The following is a 19829-nucleotide window of genomic DNA, read 5'->3' on the forward strand; positions in this document are numbered from 1 at the left end:
GAGTACAAGCACAAGATCGGCTTCAAGGGCGCCATCCTCATCGAGCCCAAGCCGCGCGAGCCGTCCAAGCACCAGTACGACTTCGATACCGCCACCGTCTACGGCTTCCTGGTCCGCTACGGCCTGGAGAAGGAAGTSAAGGTCAACATCGAGGCCAACCACGCCACGCTGTCGGGCCACAGCTTCGAGCATGAGATCGCCACGGCAGGCGCCTTGGGCATCCTGGGCAGCCTGGACATGAACCGNTCAAGGTCAACATCGAGGCCAACCACGCCACGCTGTCGGGCCACAGCTTCGAGCATGAGATCGCCACGGCAGGCGCCTTGGGCATCCTGGGCAGCCTGGACATGAACCGGGGTGATCCGCAGCTGGGCTGGGACACCGACCAGTTCCCCAACAACGTGCCGGAGACGGCGATCGCGCTGTACCACGTCATCCAGGCCGGTGGCCTGGGCTCGGGCGGGCTGAACTTCGACGCCAAGGTGCGCCGCCAGTCCATCGACGCCGAGGACCTGTTCCACGGCCACATCGGCGGCATGGACGTGTGCGCGCAGGCGCTGCTGATCGCCGAGAAGATGGTCAACGACGGGCGCCTGAAGACCGCCGTGGACAGCCGCTACGCCGGCTGGGACGCGCCYGCCGGGCAGGACATCCTCAACGGCCGGCGTTCGCTGACCGARCTCGCCGACCAGGTGCTCGCCGCCAACACCGACGTGGCGCCCGTGTCCGGCCGCCAGGAAGTCTTCGAGAACCTGGTCAACCGCTTCTGCGGCTGACCGGCCTCGTTAAAACAACAGGCCGACGCCCTGCCATGACCCANTCGCCGACCAGGTGCTCGCCGCCAACACCGACGTGGCGCCCGTGTCCGGCCGCCAGGAAGTCTTCGAGAACCTGGTCAACCGCTTCTGCGGCTGACCGCCGATCACCGATTCACCCCCGCCCAACACACCCGAGCCGACACGCTGCCCATGACGAACACCCTCGCTCAAAAGCCTTGCGCCTGTCGACCTGGGCGATGTTGATTTCCTTGCTTCCCCGAACCAGCAGTACGACACGGGCCTAGAGCCCTACGACAACGAGAGGAGACAAAGTGACACATCACCATCCCCGCCGAACCGCTGTATCCCTTGCCGCCGCCCAGGCCGCCCTGCTCTGCAGCGGCATGGCGATGGCGCAGACCGCGCCGGCCCCCGCCGCCGCCGCATCCGCACCCACCACCAACCTGGAAACCGTCGTCGTCAGCGGCCGCCGAGCGGCGCTCGAATCGGCACAGAAGATCAAACAGAATTCCGACGAGATCGTCGATTCGATCGTGGCCGACGACATCGGCAAGCTGCCCGACCGTTCCGTCACCGAAGTGCTGCAGCGCATCGTCGGCGTGACGATCGAGCGCACCATGGCTCGCAACGACCCCGAGCACTACTCGGTGGAAGGTTCCGGCGTCAACATCCGCGGCCTGTCCTACGTGCGTTCCGAAATGAACGGCCGGGACACCTTCTCCGCCAACGGCGGCCGCGCACTTAATTTCGAAGACGTGCCGCCCGAGCTGATGGCCGGCATCGACGTCTACAAAAACCCGTCGGCCGAACAGATCGAGGGCGCTGTCGGCGGCCTCGTCAACCTGCGCACGGCGCTGCCTTTCGACTACCAGGGCTTCAAGGGCTCGGTCACCGTGCAGGAGGCCTACACCAGCCTCAACCGCAAGAAGAAGCCGTCCGCCAGCGGCCTGCTGGCCAACAGCTGGGACACCGACTTCGGCCGTTTCGGTGCATTGCTGAACGTCGCCAGCTCCAAGAGCGCGACACGCTCCGACTTCTTCCAGATCGAACCTTATTACCCCCGCACCGATGCCGTGGCCGGCCAGCCACCCGGCACCTATCTGTGGGTGCCCAAGGGCGCGCAATGGCGCACGCTGGAGTTCGAACGCAAGCGCGACGGCCTGTACGGCGCCTTGCAGTGGAAGAAGGGCGACATCGACAGCTCGTTCACGTACTTCCAGTCCAAGTACCGCATGCAGTGGGACGAGCAGGCCATCTTTGCAGGCACCGACCCCTACCTGATCGTCGTCAACAACGGCAAGTTCAATGACCAGGGCGCCCTGGTCTCGGGCACGCTGACCAACAGGGACGGGTCGCTGCTGAACTTCAACGACGACACCCGCACGGCCACCCGCAACTCCAAGACGGAAGACTTCGGCTGGCGCGTGAACTGGAAGGCGAATGACCGCTGGAGCTTCACGTCCGACCTGCAGTACGTGAAGGCTTCCACCCGCAGCCTGGACTCCACCGTCGCGACCGGCGTCGGCATGCAGAAGGAAGTCCTGGACCTGAGCGGCAGCACGCCCAGCCTGAGCTTCGACGCGGCCGACCGTGCCTACCTCGCGGACCCGAAGAACTACTACTGGAGCTTCACGATGGAGCACCTGGACCGCGGCATCGGGACGCAGAAGAGCTGGAAGGGCGATGCCAAGTACCGCTTCGAACACCCGGTGCTACAGGACCTGCGCTTCGGCCTTCGCTTAACGGACCGCGTGGCCAAGAGCTCGACGAACCCGTCCGGCTACCACTGGCAGGCCATCTCCGCGCCCTGGACGACCGGTGGCCCGGCGTACCTGAGCGACTACCCCGGCGGCACCACCACCAACACCTTCAACAACTTCTTCGGCGGCAAAGTACCAAATCCGCCGTCGGTCGTCTTCCCGTCGGTTGCCCAGGCCGCCGGCTTCCCGGCTTCCTACTCCGTGCTGCACAAGTACGGCGCCGACAATTGCGTGGCCAAGCAGACTGCGGCCGGCCTCAGCACCGACGCCTGCAGCCAGTGGCCGTTCGCCTTCACACCGGAAGGACTGGGCAGTGACCTCAACCAGGACATCAAGAACGGCAGCGGCAACCAGCAGGGCGAGAAGACCCAGGCTGCCTACGGCCAGCTGCGCTTCGGTTTCGAGGAATGGAATGTGCCGGTCGACGGCAACGTGGGCGTACGGGTCGTGCGGACGCAGAACAGCGCCCTCGGCTACACCTCCTTTGCCGGTACCGAGCAGGCCAAGCTCGGCCTTGGCGGCGTGCCGGTGTCCAACATCCCGGCATACCAGAAGTTTGAGACCTTCAAGAACAGCTACACGGACGTTCTGCCCAGCCTGAACCTGAAGTTGCAGGCCGCGCAGGATCTGCAGTTCCGTTTCGCCCTCGCCAAGGCCATTTCGCGCCCCGACTTCGACAGGCTGCAGGCGAGCACCACGCTGGGCCAGACGATCAACACCACCGGCACCACGGTCACCAGCGTCACGCAGACCGGCTCGGCCAAGGGCAATCCGATGTTGCTGCCGACCCGCTCGACGCAGGCCGACCTGACGGGCGAGTGGTACTTCAGCCGCGTGGGCTCGCTGACGGCGGCGGTCTTCCACAAGGACCTGAAGGACATCGTCATCAACAAGACGTCGACCTTCCGCCTGCCCGATGTCAGCGGCAACCTGCAGGACTTCCAGGTCACGAGCCCGGTCAACGGCGCCAACGGCAAGATCAACGGCATCGAGCTGGCCTTCCAGACCTACTTCGACAAGCTGCCGGGCTGGCTCTCGGGCTTTGGCGTGCAGGGCAACGTGACCTACGTCGACAGCAAGAGCCGGTTGAACACCCCGGTCAGCTCGATGTATTGCAGCGGTGGCAACTCGGCGGACAACTTCGTCCTGAACCTGAACGGCTGCGACACCGACGGCCGCCAGTTCGGCAACCTGCCGTTGCAAGGCCTGTCGCGCAAGGCTTTCAACCTCCAGCTGATGTATGACCAAGGCCCGCTGTCCGCACGCCTGGCCTACAGCTGGCGCTCGCGCTACCTGCAGGCCGTCAACGTGAACGGCACGCAGGGCACGGACGGCCTGGTGACCGACCCGAGCAGCCCCAACCTCGGCCAGAGGAACGTGGCCTGGGGCCTGCCGGTCTGGGCTGAAAGCTATGGCCAGTTGGACGGCAGCGTGTCGTACAAGCTGCTCGACGACAAGCTGTCACTTGGCCTGGAGGCGCAGAACCTCAACTCCGCCCGCCAGCGCCAGCTGATGCAGCAGCATGTCGGCTACATGACCCGTGGGCTGTTCTACACCGGCCCTCGCTACGTGGTCACGGCGCGCTACACGTTCTGACCTTGGTTTGCGCCCGGCGGTCCGCAGGATCACCGGGCGCCTGGAATCCCGATGAAAAGAAACGCACTTCTCTCGGCGGTGCTGGCCGGCTTGCTCTCCCTGCAAGCCGCCGGTGCCGCCGAGGCGCCCCGCCTCGTCGAGCGCGACGGCCGCCACGCACTGCTGGTGGACGGCAAGCCCTTCCTGATGCTGGGCGCGCAGGCGCACAACTCCAGCAACTACCCCGGCGCGCTCAAGCCCGTCTGGGACGCGGCCAAGGACGTCAAGGCCAACACCGTGCTGATGCCGGTGGCCTGGGAGCAGGTCGAGCCCGAGGAAGGAAAATTCGACTTCAGCTTCGTCGACACCCTCGTCAAGGAGGCGCGCCAGCAGAAGCAGCGCCTGGTGATCCTGTGGTTCGCCACCTGGAAGAACACCAGCGCCCAGTACACGCCCGCCTGGGTCAAGCTCGACCCCAAGCGCTTCCCCTTCAACGTCGACCGCGAAGGCAAGTCCAACTACAGCCTCAGCCCCTTCGGCACCGAGACGCTCAAGGCCGACAAGCGCGCCTTCGTCGCGCTGATGGCGCATCTCAAGAAGATCGACTCGGCCGAGCGCACCGTGCTGATGGTGCAGGTCGAGAATGAAGTCGGCACCTATGGCCTGGTGCGCGACTTCGGCAAGGCGGCCGAGGCGGCCTTTGCGCAGCCGGTGCCCGCCGCCGTGCTGGCACGCAAGAAGGCCGTCGTGCCGGGTGCTGCAAGCGGCAACTGGCGCGCCGTCTACGGCGACTACGCCGACGAATATTTCCACGCCTGGGCCATCGCCCGCTACATCGGCGACATCGCCGCGGCCGGCAAAGCCGTCTACGACCTGCCGATGTACGTCAACAACGCGCTGCGCAACCCGCTGGACCAGCCGCCCAAGCCCTGGAACAAGGACTTCGCCAGTGGCGGCCCGACCTGGGACGTCATCGACATCTACAAGGCCGCGGCACCCGCGCTCGACATCGTCGCGCCCGACATCTATCGGCCCGAGTCCGAGCAGGTGAACGCCAACCTGCGCCTGTTCCAGCGCGTCGACAACGCGTTGTGGGTGCCCGAGATCGGCAACGCGGCCGCTTACGGACGCTACCTCTACCCCGTCCTCGGGCACGGCGCCCTCGGCGTGGCGCCGTTCGGCATCGACTACTTCAACTACAGCAACTTCCCGCTCGGCTCCACATCGACCGACCGCGAGATGGTCGAGCCCTTCGCTCGCGTCTTCAAGATGTTCGCCCCGATCCAGCGGCAATGGGCGCAATGGGCCTTTGATGGCCGCACGCGTGGCGCCGCCGAGAGCGATGACCGCAAGCCGCAGCTGCTGGAGTTCCCCGGCTGGGTCGCGAAGCTGAGCTATCGCGAATGGCAGTTCGGCGAGACCAGCTGGAAGATGACCGACAAGTTCCCCGCTGGCACCGAGCAACCCGGCGGCGGCGTCGCCATCGCGCAGATCGGCGACGACGAATTCCTCGTCATCGGCCAACGCACCCGCGTGCGGATGGAGGCGGCGCCGGGCCAGAACGGCTTCATGCTGCGCACCGAGCAGGGCCGCTTCGACGACCAGGGGCGCTGGGTCATGGAGCGCGTCTGGAACGGCGACCAGGTCGACTACGGCCTGAACCTGCCCGCCGAGCCCGTCATGCTCAAGGTCAAGATGGGCCGCCCGCGCTGAGTCCATGAAGCAGAGCCTCCGATCACTGCGGGCCGCTGCAACGCTGCTCGCCTGCTGCCTCGCCCTGCCGCTGCAGGCGGGCGAGCTGGTGCTGCGCTACGACCGCCCCGCAGCCGACACGGCCCAGGGCTGGGAGCAGCAGGCCCTGCCGATCGGCAATGGCCGCATCGGCGCCATGCTGTTCGGCCAGGTCGCGCGCGACCGGCTGCAGTTCAACGACATCACGCTGTGGACGGGCGATGCCCAGGCGCTGGGCGCCTATCAGGCGTTCGGCGACGTGCTGCTCGAACTCGACGGCGCTGACGCGCCCGTGTCTGACTACCGCCGCCAGCTCGACCTGCAGCACGCCCGGCACCGCCTGAGCTACCGCCAGGCCGGCGCCGGCTTCACGCGCGAAACCCTGGCCAGCCAGCCGGCCCAGGTCATCGCCTGGCGCCTCAGCGCCGACCAGCCGGGCCGCTACAACGGCCGCGTCACGCTGGCCGACCGGCACGGCGCGGCGCTCACCGCGGTGGGCACCGCCCTCACCGCCACCGGCCGCCTGCCCAACGGCCTGGCCTACGCGAGCCAGCTGCGCGTCGTGCCGGAAGGCGGCTCGGTGACGGTGGACGGCAACGCCCTGGTGTTCCGCGGCTGCGATGCGCTGACCTTCATCCTCGGCGCCGGCACCAGCCATGCAGACGGCCGGGTTGACGGCCCGGCACCGCTGCCACGCGTGCAGGCCCAGGTCGCCGCGGCCGCCGCCAGATCCTGGCCGGCGCTGCAGGCGGAGCACGAGGCCGACGTCAAGGGCCTGCTCGGCCGCGTGCAGTTGGACCTCGGCACCAGTCCGCCCGAGCGCCGGGCGTTGACGACCGACGCCCGCCTGGCCGCCTACACCCGGGACGGCGGCGACCCCGAGCTGGAGGCGCTGTACTTCCAGTTCGGCCGCTATCTGCTGGTCTCCAGCTCGCGGGACTCCCTGCCCGCCAACCTGCAAGGCCTGTGGAACGACAGCCTGACGCCGCCGTGGAATGCGGACTATCACAGCAACATCAACCTGCAGATGAACTACTGGCCGGCCGAGCCGACCAACCTGGCAGAGACGGCGCGGCCGTTGCACCGTTTCGTGCAGAACCTGATTCCCGCATGGCGCCGGCCCGTCGCCGAACGCGCCGCGCTGGCACTGAAAGACCCGAAGGCCCTGCCGGCCGAGACGCCCCCGTGGGACAACTCGGTGCAGCCGCCGATCGAGACCTTCCTGACGGCCGCGGGCAAGCCCATGCGCGGCTGGGCGCTGCGCACCGCGACCAACCCCTTCGGCGCCCAGACCTACCTCTGGAACATGACGGGCAACGCCTGGTACGCCCGCCACTTCTGGGAGCACTACGCCTTCACGCAGGACAAGGCCTTCCTGCGCGACGTGGCCTGGCCGGTGCTGAAGGAAGTCGGCGAGTTCTGGGAAGACCGGCTGAAGGCAACGGCTGACGGCAAGCTGGTGGCACCCAACGGCTGGTCGCCCGAGCACGGCCCCATCCAGGACGGCGTCGCCTACGACCAGCAGATCCTGTGGGACCACTTCGACAACATGGTGCAGGCCGCCGACGCGCTCGGCGACCGTGCCGCGCGCGACCATGCCGCCTCGCTGCGCGACGGCCTCGCCGGCCCGCGTGTGGGCAGCTGGGGCCAGTTGCTGGAATGGCAGGCCGAGCTCAAGGACGCTGTGCTGGACACGCCCAAGGACACGCACCGCCACGTCTCGCACCTGTTCGCGCTCTTCCCCGGCCGGCAGATTTCTCCGGCGCGCACGCCCGAGCTGGCCGCAGCGGCGCGCAAGACGCTGGAGGCCCGCGGCGACGTCAGCACCGGCTGGTCCATGGCCTGGAAGATGGCCTATTGGGCGCGGTTGCGCGACGGCGACCATGCGCACACGCTGCTGCGCGGCCTGCTGGCCACGCCGGGTGCCCGGGCCGCCCGCGCCGGTGGTGAGGTGAACCAGGGCGGCACCTACCCCAACCTCTTCGACACCCACCCGCCCTTCCAGATCGACGGCAATTTCGGCGCGACCGCCGCGATCGCCGAGATGCTGGTGCAATCGCAGGACGGCGTCATCGACCTGCTGCCCGCGTTGCCTGCGACCTGGCCGCAAGGCTCGGTCAAGGGCCTGCGCGCCCGCGGCGGCTTCGAGGTCGACATCGCCTGGGCAAACGGTCGCATCAAGAGCGCCACCGTACGCTCGGTGGCCGGCGCGGGCGGCGGCCGCGTTCGCATCGGCGAGCGCGTCGTCGCACTGAAGCTCAAGCCCGGCCAGTCGCGCACGCTGTCGTCCCAAGACTTGCTCTGATGATGAATCGCTTCCTGCTCGCTTTCGCTGCCCTGCTCCCAATGACAGCGCAGTCATTGGATCTGGACGTCGGCCGCCCCGCCAAGGGTTGGCAGATCGCCGTCACCGATTTCGAGGGCGAGGCCAAGCTCGTCGGCGACCGCGTCACCGTGCCAAAGCCCGCCAACCCACGCGTGCCGGACAGCCACGTCGCGGCCCGCCGTAGCGCTGACGGTGCGCTGACGCTGCAGTTCAGCAACTCCTGGATCGCCCAGGCCCGCTGGCAGGACGGCCCGCCGCTGGACCTGCGGCCCTACCTGGCCGAAGGCACCGTCGAGTTCGACTTGAATGTCCTCGACCTTGCCCACGGCGGCATGAAGTTCAAGCTGGGTTGCGGTGAGGGCTGCGAACGCAAGGTTCCCTTCCTGTTCGCCGGCCGCGAGCTGGTCGGCAAAGGCCGCCACCACCTGTCCTTTGCGTTGAAGTGCTTCTGGCGCGAGGGCGACGATTTCAGCGCCGTCAGCGTGCCCTTCGCGCTGGAAGGCACGGGCAGCGGCGAGCTGCAGATTGCCCACCTGCGCATCAACAAAAATGGCAAGGCGACCACCGCCTGCCCCGACTACCGCACCCAGTCCGTCACGCCCGAACGGCTGCAGGAATCCTGGGCCGCGGACTGGTGGCTGCCGCGCCATGAACAGAAGCTCGCCGAGATCAAGGCTCATCGCGAAGCGGGCCGGCGCGTGGACCTCGTCTTCCTTGGCGACTCCATCACACAGGGTTGGGAGAACGAAGGCAAGACTGCGTGGGCAACGCATTTTGCGAAGCACAACGCCGTCGCCCTAGGCTTTGGCGGCGACCGCACCGAAAACCTGCTGTGGCGACTGCAGCATGGCGAGCTGGACGGCATGGCGCCCAAGGCCATCGTCATGATGATCGGCACCAACAACACCGGCGACCGGCTGGAAGACCCGGCCTTCACGGTGGCTGGTATCCAGAAGAACCTCGACGAGATCCGCAAGCGCCAGCCCCAGGCCAAGGTGCTGCTGCTGGCCCTGTTCCCACGCGGCGAGAAGCCCGACGACCTGACCCGCAGGCACAACGACAGGATCAATGCGCTGCTGCCCGCGTTGGCCGATGGCCGCCGGATCGTCTTCCTGGACATCGGCCGCGCGCTCGCGAATCCGGACGGCACACTCTCCAAAGACATCCTGCCCGACTGGCTGCACCTCAGCCCGCAAGGCTATGAAATATGGGCTCGCAGCCTGACAGCGACCCTGACCCCGTGGCTGACGCCCTGACGGCCGAGCACTCTCCCTCTCCTGGATCGCTATGACTGCCTCTAGCTCCTCCGATTTCATCCGCGGCATCGTCGCAACCGCCCCATTGCCGCAGGATGGCTCCTTGACAGACAACCTCACCTTGACCTACTCCAGCCCCTTCCCTGCCGACTTCCTCTTCGGCGTTGCCGCCGCCGCGCCGCAGATCGAGGGCGCGGCCTTCGAGGACGGCAAGGGCGAATCCATCTGGGACCGCTTCTGCCGCCAGCCCGGCAAGGTGCATGACGGCGACACCCTGGACGTCGCCTGCGACCACTACCACCGCTTCGACGCGGACTTCGCGCTGATGGCGTCGCTGGGGCTCAAGCACTACCGCCTGTCCCTGGCCTGGCCGCGCATCTACCCGAACGGCGACGGTGAGCTGAACCAGGCCGGCCTGGACTTCTATCACCGCCTCTTCGCCAGCATGAAGAAACACGGCATCGAGCCGTGGGTGACCCTCTTCCACTGGGACCTGCCGCAGGCGCTGGAAGACCGCGGCGGCTGGACGTCGCGCGTGACGGTGGACGCCTTCGGTCGCTATGCCGACACGGTCGTCAAGGCCTTCGGCGGCGTCGTCAAGCACTGGATCACGATGAACGAGATCCGCTGCTTCACCGAACTGGCCTATCGCTGGGGCACCAAGGCGCCGGGCCGCACCGAGAGTGCCGCTGTCGTCAACCAGACCTTCCACCACGCGCTGCTGTGCCACGGCCATGGCGTGCGCGCGGTGCGCGAGTTCGGCGGCGCGGGTGCGGTCGTCGGCCTGACGGACAACCTGGACGTCTGCATTCCCGTCACCGAGACGCCGGCCGACATCGCCGCGGCCAAGGCTTGGTTCCTGGAGAAGAACGCCCATGTGCTGGGCGCCATGCATGCCGGCCATTACCCGGCCGACTACCTCGACCGCGTCGGCGCCGACGCCCCACAGGTCCAGCCCGGTGACTTCGACCTCATCAGCCTGCCGACCGACCACCTGGGCCTGAACATCTACACCGGCACCTATGTGCGCGCCGGCAAGGACGGCGCCGCTTTCGAGGCCCTGCCCAACCCGGTCAACTACCCGCGCGCCGACAGCCCCTGGCTGCGACTGGTGCCGCAGTCCATCTACTGGGCGACGCGCCTGGCCGCCGAGTGCTACGGCCACACCTCGCTCTACATCACCGAGAACGGCTGCGGCTACAACGACGAGCCGGTCGTGAACGGCGAGGTGCTGGACCTGCACCGCCGCGACTTCCTGCGCAGCCACCTGCGCGAAGCCCACCGCGCCATCGGCGACGGCGTGCCGCTGAAGGGCTACTTCCTGTGGAGCTTCATCGACAACTACGAGTGGGAGGACGGCTACCAGCGGCGCTTTGGCATCGTGCATTGCGACTACGAGACGCAGGTGCGCACCCCGAAGCTGTCGGCGCTCTATTACGCCGATGTGATCCGCGAACGTCGCATCCTCTGAAATGAAGCGGGTCCTATATTCCCTCGCACCGCGGCGGGCCTTCGCCCCACGTGCGGTCTACCGAGGACCATCCAGATGACTTCCTTTCGCCCCCTGCGCCGCCGCCAACTCTTCGCCGCCGCCGCGTTGCCCGCGCTGGCCACAGCTTCGCTGGCCGCCACGCCACAGCGCCGCAGCGCACCAGGCGTACTGACTTACGAAAGCCCCTTCCCCGCTGACTTCGTCTTCGGCGTCGCCGCGGCCTCCGCCCAGCTCGAGGGTGCGGCCTTCGAGGACGGCAAGGGCGAGTCGGTATGGGACCGCTTCAGCCGCATCCCCGGCAAGGTCCACAACGGCGACACGCCCGACGTCGCCTGCGACCACTACCACCGCTTCGACGAGGACTTCGCGCTGATGGCCTCGCTGGGGTTCAAGACCTACCGCCTGTCCATCGCCTGGCCACGCATCTACCCGAACGGCGATGGCGCGCTCAACCAGAAGGGGCTGGACTTCTATCACCGCCTCTTTGCCAGCATGAAGAAGCACGGCATCGAGCCGTGGGTGACGCTCTTCCACTGGGACCTGCCGCAAGCGCTGGAAGACCGCGGCGGCTGGACCTCCCGCGTCACCGTCGACGCCTTTGCCAAATATGCCGACACCGTCGTCAAGGCCTTCGCCGGGGAGGTGAAGCACTGGATCACGTTGAACGAGATCGTCTGCTTCACCTTGTTTGGCTACGGCACCGGCGGCAAGGCGCCAGGCCGCAAGGAAAGCGCCAAGGTCGTCAACCAGACCTACCACCACGCGCTGCTCTGCCACGGTCATGGCGTGCGTGCCGTGCGCAAGTTCGGCGGCGCGGGCGCCGTCGTCGGCCTGACCGACAACTGCGGCGTGTCCGTGCCCGTGACGGAAACGCCGGCCGACATCGCCGCCGCCAAGGCCTGGTTCGTCGACCGGAACGCCCAGGTGCTGGGCGCCATCCATGCCGGCAAGTACACCGCGAACTTCCTGGCGCACGTCGGTGCGGATGCGCCCGACGTGCGGCCCGGCGACTTCGACCTCATCAGCCTGCCGACCGACTTCCTGGGCCTGAACATCTACAGCGGCACCTATGTGCGCGCCGGCAAGAACGGCGCCGCCTACGAGGCGCTGCCCCACCCCGTCAACTACCCGCGCGCCGACAGCACCTGGCTGCGCCTGGTGCCGCAGTCCATCTACTGGGGCACGCGCTTCAGCCATGAGGTGTACGGCCACCAGGCGCTCTACATCACCGAGAACGGCTGCGGCTACGACGAGGAGCCGGTCGTCAACGGCGAGGTGCTGGACCTGCACCGCCGCGACTACCTGCGCAGCCACCTGCGCGAGGCCCACCGCGTCATCGCCGCCGGCGTGCCGCTGAAGGGCTACTTCCTGTGGTCCTTCATCGACAACTACGAGTGGGAAGACGGCTACCAGCGCCGTTTCGGCATCGTGCATTGCGACTTCAAGACGCAGGTCCGCACGCCCAAGCTGTCGGCGCGCTATTACGCCGACGTCATCAAGACAAGAAAAATCCTGTGAGATGGAGCCCCTCGTCCAAGGCGTACCTTGGCCGGTCTTGCAGACCGCGCTGCGCCTTGCGCCGCAGCCCTTCGGCAGGCACATCCCGCCCACCGGGCGCGATGTGTCCGGCCTCAGCCCCCGCGGGGACGGCGATGCTCGCGGCGTTGAGCCGCGAGCACATCGCCAAACGCGGGCCGGCTTGGGAGCGGCCCGGCGCTCGGTCCGCAAATTCTGGACACTGAAATGAATCCGCAAACCCTGACTCTGAACGTGGCGCAAGCCGTACCGCCTGCCGACCGCCTGCCCATGCGGCAGAAGATCGGCTTCGGCCTGGGCTCCATCCTCGACATGTGGGGCCACTGGCTCTACCCGTCGCTGGCCTACCAAGTCTTCAACATATTCCTCGGCGTGGCCCCTGGCCTGATCTCGACGGTGCAGATGATCAAGATCTTCATCGACGCCGGCTCGGACGCGGTATTCGGCTGGATCTCGGACAACACGCGCACCCGCTACGGTAGGCGGCGGCCCTTCATCCTCGTCGGCGGCATCCTGGCCGGCATCGGCCTGCCGCTGATGTTCGCCGTCGGCAAGGGCTGGACCGACACGCAGTACTTCATCTTCATGCTGGTCAGCATGGTGATCTACGTGCCGGTGATGAGCTGCTTCAACATGCCCTGGAGCAGCCTGGGTGCGGAGATGACGCCGGACTACCACGAGCGCACCACCGTCATGGCCATCCGCAATGCCATTCAGAAGGGGCCGGAGCTGGCGATGTTCTTCGCCGCCCAGTTCACGACGCTGGCCATCTTCAATGACGCGAGCACCGGCAAGCCCGACCTCCTGCGCGGCGCCCAGACCTATTGCGCCATCCTCGGCGCCATCATGGTGGCGGTGTCCATCGCCATCTTCCTGCTGGTGCGCGAGCGCTACTACGAGAAGCTGGTGGCGCGCACGCAGACCCACATCCCCTTCGCCGACACGCTGTGGCGCACACTGCGCTGCAAGCCCTTCCGACGCATCCTGGGCATGATGCTGGCCTATGGCATGGGCACGGCCATGGTCGGCACCCTGGGCTACTACGCCACCATCTACTACGTCTGCCAGGGCGACATCGTGCAGGGCGCCAAGTGGAACACCGCCATGGGCCTGGCGGGCATGGCCTTCGGCTTTGCGGGCATCCCCTTCTTCGCGTGGATCGCGCGCCGCCACGGCAAGCGTGCCGGCCTGGCGACGGTGCTGCTGCTGGCCATGTGCGCCTTCATCGGCGACTGGTGGCTGTACAACCCCGCGCTGCCTTACCTGCAGCTGCTGGCCTGCGGCTTCGTCGCCTTCACGGGCGCGGGCTTCTGGACGCTCTACAACGCCACGCTCGGCGACGTGGTCGACTATGACGAGCTCCAGACCGGCCAACGCCGCGAAGGTTCGTTCTCGGCCTGCCAGTCGTGGATCTCCAAGGTCGGCATGGCCATCGGCTGGGGCGCGTCGGGCTGGATCCTGCAGTTCACGGGCTTTGACGCCATGCTGGAGGGCGCACAAGACCCGAATGCCATCTTCATGATCCGCATCCTGCTGTCCAGCATCCCGGTCATCGGCCTGGTGCTGGCCCTGGTGTCGCTGCTGCGCTTCGAGCTGACCGAGCAGCGCATGGCCGAGATCCGCGTGCAGCTGGAAGCCACGCGGGGCCGCGTATGACGCCGGCACGCACCGATTCACTGAAAACATCAAGCCCGAAAACATCCATCGCTGAAGTCATGCGCAATTACAAATCTCCCTTGAACGGTTTCAACGCACTCTGGTTCGCCTCCTGTCTGGCATTGAGCACCTTCGCTCACGCGGCGGAGCCCGCGAATCGGGCTCAGGATTTCGAATGGAAATCCAGCGAGCCGCTGGTCAGGCCGCCGGCCGACGCAAAGCACATCTTTGGCGTCAAGGACCCCTCCATCGTCTATCACGACGGCCGCTACCACGTCTTCATGACCACGGCGGGGACGAATGGCTGGGGCATGGCCTACGCGAGCTTTGCCCGCTGGGAGGACGCACCCAATGCGCCTCTGTTCATGCTCGACAAGTCCCCCATCGGGCCCGGCTACCGCGCCGCACCCCAGGTCTTCTACTTCGCGCCGCAGAAGCTCTGGTATCTGATCTACCAGGGCGGCGACCCGCTGTATTCCACGACCAAGGACATCAACGATCCCCGCTCATGGACGGCACCGCAGCCCTTCTACAAGACCATTCCGGAGAGCGTGAAGGACGACAAGGGCCAGGCGACCTGGCTGGACTTCTGGAACATCTGCGACGACAAGAAGTGCCACCTCTTCTTCACCGGCGACAACGGCAGCTTCTACCGCGGCGAAACGACGATCGAGCGCTTCCCTCAGGGCTTCTCCGAGCCGGTCGTCGTCATGAAGGAAAAGCGCGACGACATGTTCGAGGCGAGCAACACCTACAAGATCGCCGGCACCAACCAGTACCTGACGCTGATCGAGGCCATGCGGCCAGGCGGCCGGTATTTCCGGGCCTGGACCGCTGATCGCCTGGACGGTAAGTGGCAGCCCATTCCCGGCGCCGAGATGAACAGGTTCGCCGGCGCAGACAACGTCAAGTTCAACGGCCGGATCTGGTCCGAAGGCGTATCCCATGGAGAAATGATCCGCGATGGGGCCGACCAGACGCTGACCATCGACCCCTGCAAGCCGCTGCAGTTCCTCTTCCAGGGCCTGGACATGGAAAAGGGCAAGAAGTACGAATACATCGAACTGCCCTATCGGCTGGGGCTGATCACCGCCACGGCCCCGAATGCCATCAGCGCAATGTGCTCGAAGTGAACGACCGCGTTGCCGCGCCCACCGCAAGCGCCTGATTCGAACAACATTCCTGGAGACATCGATGTGGACTCGCCGTGCGTTTCCCGCCATCCTGGCCGGCACTGCGGCCGGCGCAAGCACGCTTGCCCGCGCGTCGACGACGGATGCCACGCCCGGATCTCGTAGTTTCGCCTTTGGCATCGAAGGTCAGCGCAAGGCCGACCTGGGCAATGGGACCTATCTGAATCCCATCGTGCCAGGCGACCACGCCGACCCGACGATCCTGAAGGACGGTGCCGATTACTACATGACGTTCTCGTCCTTCCAGTCCTATCCGGGCGCCGTCATCTGGCACTCGCAGGACCTGGTGAACTGGACGCCCGTCACCGCGGCCCTGCATCAGCCCATCGGCACCGTCTGGGCGATGGACCTGATCAAACACGCGGGCCGCTACTTCATCTACATCCCGGTGCTGCAAGACGCCGGCACGGGCGTCTATGTCATCCACGCCGACGACATCCGCGGGCCATGGAGCGCGCCCATCGATCTGAAGATCCCCGGCTGCATCGACCCCGGCCATGTCGTGGGTGAGGACGGACGGCGATACCTCTTCGTCAACGGCGGCCGCCGCGTGCGGCTCAAGGACGATGGCCTCGCCACCGACGGCGCGTTGGAGAACAACGCCTGGACACCTTGGCAATACCCCAAGGACTGGGTCGTCGAGATGTTCGCGCCCGAGGGGCCCAAGCTGCTCAGGCGTGGCGAGTGGTTCTATCTGATCTCCGCCGTCGGCGGCACGGCGGGGCCGCCGACCAGCCACATGGTCACCGTGGCGCGCTCGCGCTCGGTCCACGGGCCCTGGGAGGACTGCCCGCAAAACCCTATCGTGCGCACGAAGAGCGCCGGCGAGCCCTGGTGGTCGCGCGGCCACGCCAGCCTCGTTGAAGGGCCGGCGGGAGACTGGTGGATGGTCTATCACGGCTACGAGAACGGCATGCGCACGCTGGGCCGCCAGGCGCTGCTGGAGCCCGTCGAGTGGACCCAGGACGGCTGGCCGCGCGCCAAGGGCGGCACGCTGGACAAGCCCCTGCCCAAGCCGCGCGGTGGCAAACGCGGCCCCGCGGGCTTCGCGCTGTCCGACGATTTCTCCAGCGGCAAGCTGGGCCTGCAATGGGCCTTCCATGCGCCGGGGCCCGATGAAGGCAAGCGCCTGCGCTTCGAGAGCGGTGCGGATAAGGCCCTCGTCATCCGCGGCAAAGGCAAGGCCCTACCCGACTCCTCGCCGTTGACCTGTGCCTGCGGCGACCGCAGCTACGAGGTCAGTGTTGAGCTGGAGATCATCGGCGACGGCCATGGTGGCCTGGCGCTGTTCTACGAGGAGCGCGGCCACGTCGGCCTCGGCTTCAGCACCACGCAGATGCTGACCTATGGCTATGGCCAGGAGCACTCGTGGATGCGAGAGAACATGGCCACCCGCCGTGTGCACATCCGCCTCGTCAACCGCGAGAACGTCATCACTTGGCACACCTCGCACGACGCTGGCAAGAGCTGGAAACAGCATTCCTGGCAGATGGAGGTCTCCGGCCTGCATCACAACGTGTTCGGCGGCTTCGTCAGCCTGCGGCCTGCGCTGTTCAGCGCCGGCGCCGGTGAGGTGCGCGCCCGCAACTTCGTCTACAGAGGACTCCCGACATGACTTCACTCCGCTCCCTGCGCCGCCGCCAGTTGCTGGCCGCCACCGCCCTGCCCCTGGTTGCCCCCATGACGCTTGCCGCCCCGCAACAGCGCCGCATCGTGCTCGACGTGGCCCAGGCCAAGGAGCCGCTGGACCGCTTCTTCGACCACTGCGTCGGCGCCGACTACCCCGGCACGACCTACCGCCCTGATGCGCTCGCGCAGCTGAAGACCGCGGTCGACGAACTGGGATTCCGCTACCTGCGCTTCCACGCCATCTTCCACGACGTGTTCAAGACGGTGACGCGCGACGCCGCGGGCAAGCTGGTGTTCGATTTCACCGGCATCGACAAGCTCTACGACGCGATGCTGGCCCGGCGCATCAAGCCCTTCGTCGAGCTGGGCTTCACGCCGCTGGCGCTGAAGACCTCGGACAACAAGATCTTCTACTGGCAGGGCAACACCTCCCACCCCGAGCCCGCCGGTTGGGTGGCGCTCATCGACGCCTTCATCCGCCACCTGCTGGAGCGCTACGGCGCGGCTGAGGTGCACGACTGGTACTTCGAGGTCTGGAACGAACCCAACCTCGACGGCTTCTGGGAGAAGGCTGATCAGAAGGCCTACTTCGACCTCTACACCCGCACCGCCAAGGCGATCAAGGCCGTCAGCCCGCTGCTGCGCGTGGGCGGCCCGTCCACGGCCGGCGCGGCCTGGGTGCCCGAGTTCCTGGCCCACGCCAAGGTCACCAACACGCCGGTGGACTTCATCACGACGCACACCTATGGCGTCGATGAAGGCTTCCTCGACGAGTTCGGCAAGGAAGACCGGAAACTGTCAAAGTCGCCCGACGCCATCGTCGGTGACGTGCGGCGCGTGCGCAAGGAGATCGAAGCCTCGCACCTGCCGGGCCTGCCGCTGTTCTTCACCGAGTGGAGCACCAGCTACAACCCGCGCGACCTGGTGCACGACTCGTACATGAGCGCGCCCTATGTGCTGACCAAGCTGAAAGCTTCGCAAGGACTCGCCCAGCACATGAGCTACTGGGTCTACAGCGACCTGTTCGAGGAACCCGGCCCGCCGGACGCGCCCTTCCACGGCGGCTTCGGCCTGATGACGCGCGAGGGCATCCGCAAGCCGGTGTGGTTCGCCTACCGCTACCTGGCGGCCCTGTCGGCACTGCAGGGCAAGGAAGTGCCGACCAGTGACCCCTCCACCTGGGCCGCGACCGACGGCGACCAGCTGCAAGCCATCGTCTGGGACTGGCGCCAGCCCGACCAGACGGCCAGCAACCGCAGCTTCTTCGGCAAGCCGCAGCCGGCCCGGGACGCGGGCAGCGCGACCGTCGAGCTGCGCCATCTGGCACCCGGCCGCTACCAGCTCACGCAGCGCCGTACCGGTTTCGAGGTCAACGACGCCCACACCGCCTACCTGAAAATGGGCTCGCCGAAGAACCTCGACGCCAAGCAGCTCGCCACGCTGCAGGGGCTGACGACCGACAAGCCGGAAGTGCAGCGCGAACTCCAGGTCGGCGCCAATGGCTCGGCCACGGTGACGCTGAAACTCCGCAGCCACGACGTCGTGCTGCTGAGCCTGAGCAAGATGGCGCCATGAAGCGGCGCGAGGCCGTACTGGGCCTTGCGGCCGGCCTGGCGGGCTGCGGCGGAGGTGGCGGCGCAGCGGTGAGCGCGGCACCGTCACCCGCACCGTCACCCGCACCCGCGCCCGCGCCGGCCCCCGCCCCGGCCGGCTCGCCCTATCCCGACTACAACATCGCGCCCGCGGCGGCCGACACCACCGGCATGGCCGACTCGGCCGTGCAGGCCGCGCAGAAGATGCGCACCGGCCTGAACATCGGCAACACGCTGGAAGCGATGGGCGGCAAGAGCGAGACCTACTGGGGCAACCCAAAGATCACGCGCGACTTCGTGCAGTTCATCAAGACCAGCGGCTTCAACGCCGTCCGGCTGCCGACATCCTGGGATCAGTACGCCGATGCGACGACCGCCAGGATCGACCCTGCCTGGCTGGCCCGCGTCAAGGAGGTCGTCCAGTACTGCATCGACGCCGACCTCCACGTCATCGTCAACATCCACTGGGACGGCGGCTGGCTGGAGGAGCACTGCACGCCCGACAGGCAGGTCGCCAACAACCACAAGCAGCGGGCCTTCTGGCAGCAGATCGCGACCCAACTGCGCGACTTCGACGGGCGGCTGCTGTTTGCCAGCGCCAACGAGCCCAACGTCAAGACGGCCGAACAGATGGCCGTGCTGATGAGCTACCACCAGACCTTCATCGACACCGTGCGCGCCACCGGCGGCCGCAATGCCCGGCGCAACCTGGTCGTGCAAGGGCCGTCGACCGATGTGGAGCTCACCAAACAGCTGATGACGGGCTGGCCGATGGACACGACCAGCGGCCGGCTGATGGCGGAGATCCACTACTACACACCGTGGAACTTCGCCGGCATGACCAAGGACGAAACCTGGGGCAACCAGTTCTTCTACTGGGGCCAGGGCAACCACTCCACCACCGATACCGCCCACAACCCCACCTGGGGCGAGGAGGACGCGGTGGACAGCCTGCTCGGCTCGATGAAGACGCGCTTCGTCGACAAGGGCATTCCCGTCATCGTCGGCGAGTTCGGCGCCCAGCACCGCACCACGCTGACCGGCGAGGCGCTGCGGCTGCACGAGGCCAGCCGCGCCTACTTTTGCAAGACCGTGGCGCAGAGGTCCCGCGCCTTCGGCCTGGTGCCGTTCTACTGGGACACGGGCTCGCTGCTGGATCGCAGCCGCAACGTCGTGCTGGACGCCAAGGTGCTGGACGCGTTGACGGGGTGACCCCATGACCCTGCCCGTCACGGGACGCCGGCGCCGCCATCCCGTGAGGGCGGCGCTTCAGCTCAAGGTGTAAACGGGCGTCACCCGTCGCG

Annotated in this window: 11 protein-coding genes and 1 pseudogene; all 12 read left to right on the top strand. The window is 67.0% G+C overall.

Going from position 1 to position 19829, the window contains the following annotated elements:
• A pseudogene (locus ASC91_RS30870) lies at window positions 1-245 on the top strand (xylose isomerase); the annotation flags it as partial.
• An 845-nt stretch (window positions 246-1090) separates the two neighbouring features.
• On the top strand, window positions 1091-4135 hold the full coding sequence (locus ASC91_RS06415) for a TonB-dependent receptor (protein ID WP_056194005.1): 3045 nt from the start codon (window positions 1091-1093) through the stop codon (window positions 4133-4135).
• Window positions 4136-4186: 51 nt separating this feature from the next.
• Entirely contained in the window at window positions 4187-5827 is a 1641-nt protein-coding gene (locus ASC91_RS06420) for a DUF5597 domain-containing protein (RefSeq protein ID WP_056194008.1), read from the top strand.
• Window positions 5828-5831: 4 nt separating this feature from the next.
• Window positions 5832-8150, top strand: coding sequence for a glycoside hydrolase N-terminal domain-containing protein (locus ASC91_RS06425; RefSeq protein ID WP_056194011.1), 2319 nt, complete (start codon window positions 5832-5834; stop codon window positions 8148-8150).
• Window positions 8150-9427, top strand: coding sequence for a GDSL-type esterase/lipase family protein (locus ASC91_RS06430; protein ID WP_056194015.1), 1278 nt, complete (start codon window positions 8150-8152; stop codon window positions 9425-9427). Before ASC91_RS06425 ends, ASC91_RS06430 begins: the two co-directional genes overlap by 1 nt.
• Window positions 9428-9530: 103 nt before the next feature.
• Window positions 9531-10898 (top strand): GH1 family beta-glucosidase, encoded by a 1368-nt coding sequence (locus ASC91_RS06435; protein ID WP_200955234.1) that lies wholly within the window; start codon window positions 9531-9533, stop codon window positions 10896-10898.
• A gap of 75 nt (window positions 10899-10973) precedes the next feature.
• Window positions 10974-12437 carry a GH1 family beta-glucosidase gene (locus ASC91_RS06440; RefSeq protein WP_082532480.1) on the top strand — a complete coding sequence of 488 codons (1464 nt, stop codon included), beginning with the start codon at window positions 10974-10976 and terminating at the stop codon, window positions 12435-12437.
• A 225-nt stretch (window positions 12438-12662) separates the two neighbouring features.
• Window positions 12663-14111, top strand: a complete 1449-nt coding sequence (locus tag ASC91_RS06445; RefSeq protein WP_056194019.1) for an MFS transporter — start codon at window positions 12663-12665, stop codon at window positions 14109-14111.
• Window positions 14112-14233: 122 nt separating this feature from the next.
• Window positions 14234-15244: a non-reducing end alpha-L-arabinofuranosidase family hydrolase gene (locus ASC91_RS06450; protein ID WP_200955235.1), complete on the top strand. Its 1011-nt coding sequence runs from the start codon at window positions 14234-14236 to the stop codon at window positions 15242-15244.
• A 61-nt stretch (window positions 15245-15305) separates the two neighbouring features.
• Complete coding sequence (locus ASC91_RS06455; RefSeq protein WP_056194025.1) at window positions 15306-16919, top strand: family 43 glycosylhydrolase; 1614 nt, start codon at window positions 15306-15308, stop codon at window positions 16917-16919.
• Window positions 16916-18508: a cellulase family glycosylhydrolase gene (locus ASC91_RS06460; protein ID WP_056194027.1), complete on the top strand. Its 1593-nt coding sequence runs from the start codon at window positions 16916-16918 to the stop codon at window positions 18506-18508. Before ASC91_RS06455 ends, ASC91_RS06460 begins: the two co-directional genes overlap by 4 nt.
• A complete protein-coding gene (locus ASC91_RS06465) occupies window positions 18505-19737 on the top strand; it encodes a glycoside hydrolase family 5 protein (protein WP_200955236.1) in 1233 nt (410 codons plus the stop codon). The genes ASC91_RS06460 and ASC91_RS06465 overlap by 4 nt, the downstream gene beginning before the upstream one ends.
• Window positions 19738-19829 lie beyond the last annotated feature (92 nt).

This window comes from Pelomonas sp. Root1237, from assembly GCF_001425055.1.
Taxonomy (GTDB): domain Bacteria; phylum Pseudomonadota; class Gammaproteobacteria; order Burkholderiales; family Burkholderiaceae_C; genus Pelomonas.

Excerpts from the sequence above, each read along its gene's own strand:
- ASC91_RS06455 (WP_056194025.1), top strand. The coding sequence starts at position 15,306 with ATGTGGACTCGCCGTGCGTTTCCCGCCATCCTGGCCGGCACTGCGGCC.
- ASC91_RS06440 (WP_082532480.1), top strand. The coding sequence starts at position 10,974 with ATGACTTCCTTTCGCCCCCTGCGCCGCCGCCAACTCTTCGCCGCCGCC.
- ASC91_RS06465 (WP_200955236.1), top strand. The coding sequence starts at position 18,505 with ATGAAGCGGCGCGAGGCCGTACTGGGCCTTGCGGCCGGCCTGGCGGGC.
- ASC91_RS06445 (WP_056194019.1), top strand. The coding sequence starts at position 12,663 with ATGAATCCGCAAACCCTGACTCTGAACGTGGCGCAAGCCGTACCGCCT.
- ASC91_RS06460 (WP_056194027.1), top strand. The coding sequence starts at position 16,916 with ATGACTTCACTCCGCTCCCTGCGCCGCCGCCAGTTGCTGGCCGCCACC.
- ASC91_RS06425 (WP_056194011.1), top strand. The coding sequence starts at position 5,832 with ATGAAGCAGAGCCTCCGATCACTGCGGGCCGCTGCAACGCTGCTCGCC.
- ASC91_RS06430 (WP_056194015.1), top strand. The coding sequence starts at position 8,150 with ATGATGAATCGCTTCCTGCTCGCTTTCGCTGCCCTGCTCCCAATGACA.
- ASC91_RS06420 (WP_056194008.1), top strand. The coding sequence starts at position 4,187 with ATGAAAAGAAACGCACTTCTCTCGGCGGTGCTGGCCGGCTTGCTCTCC.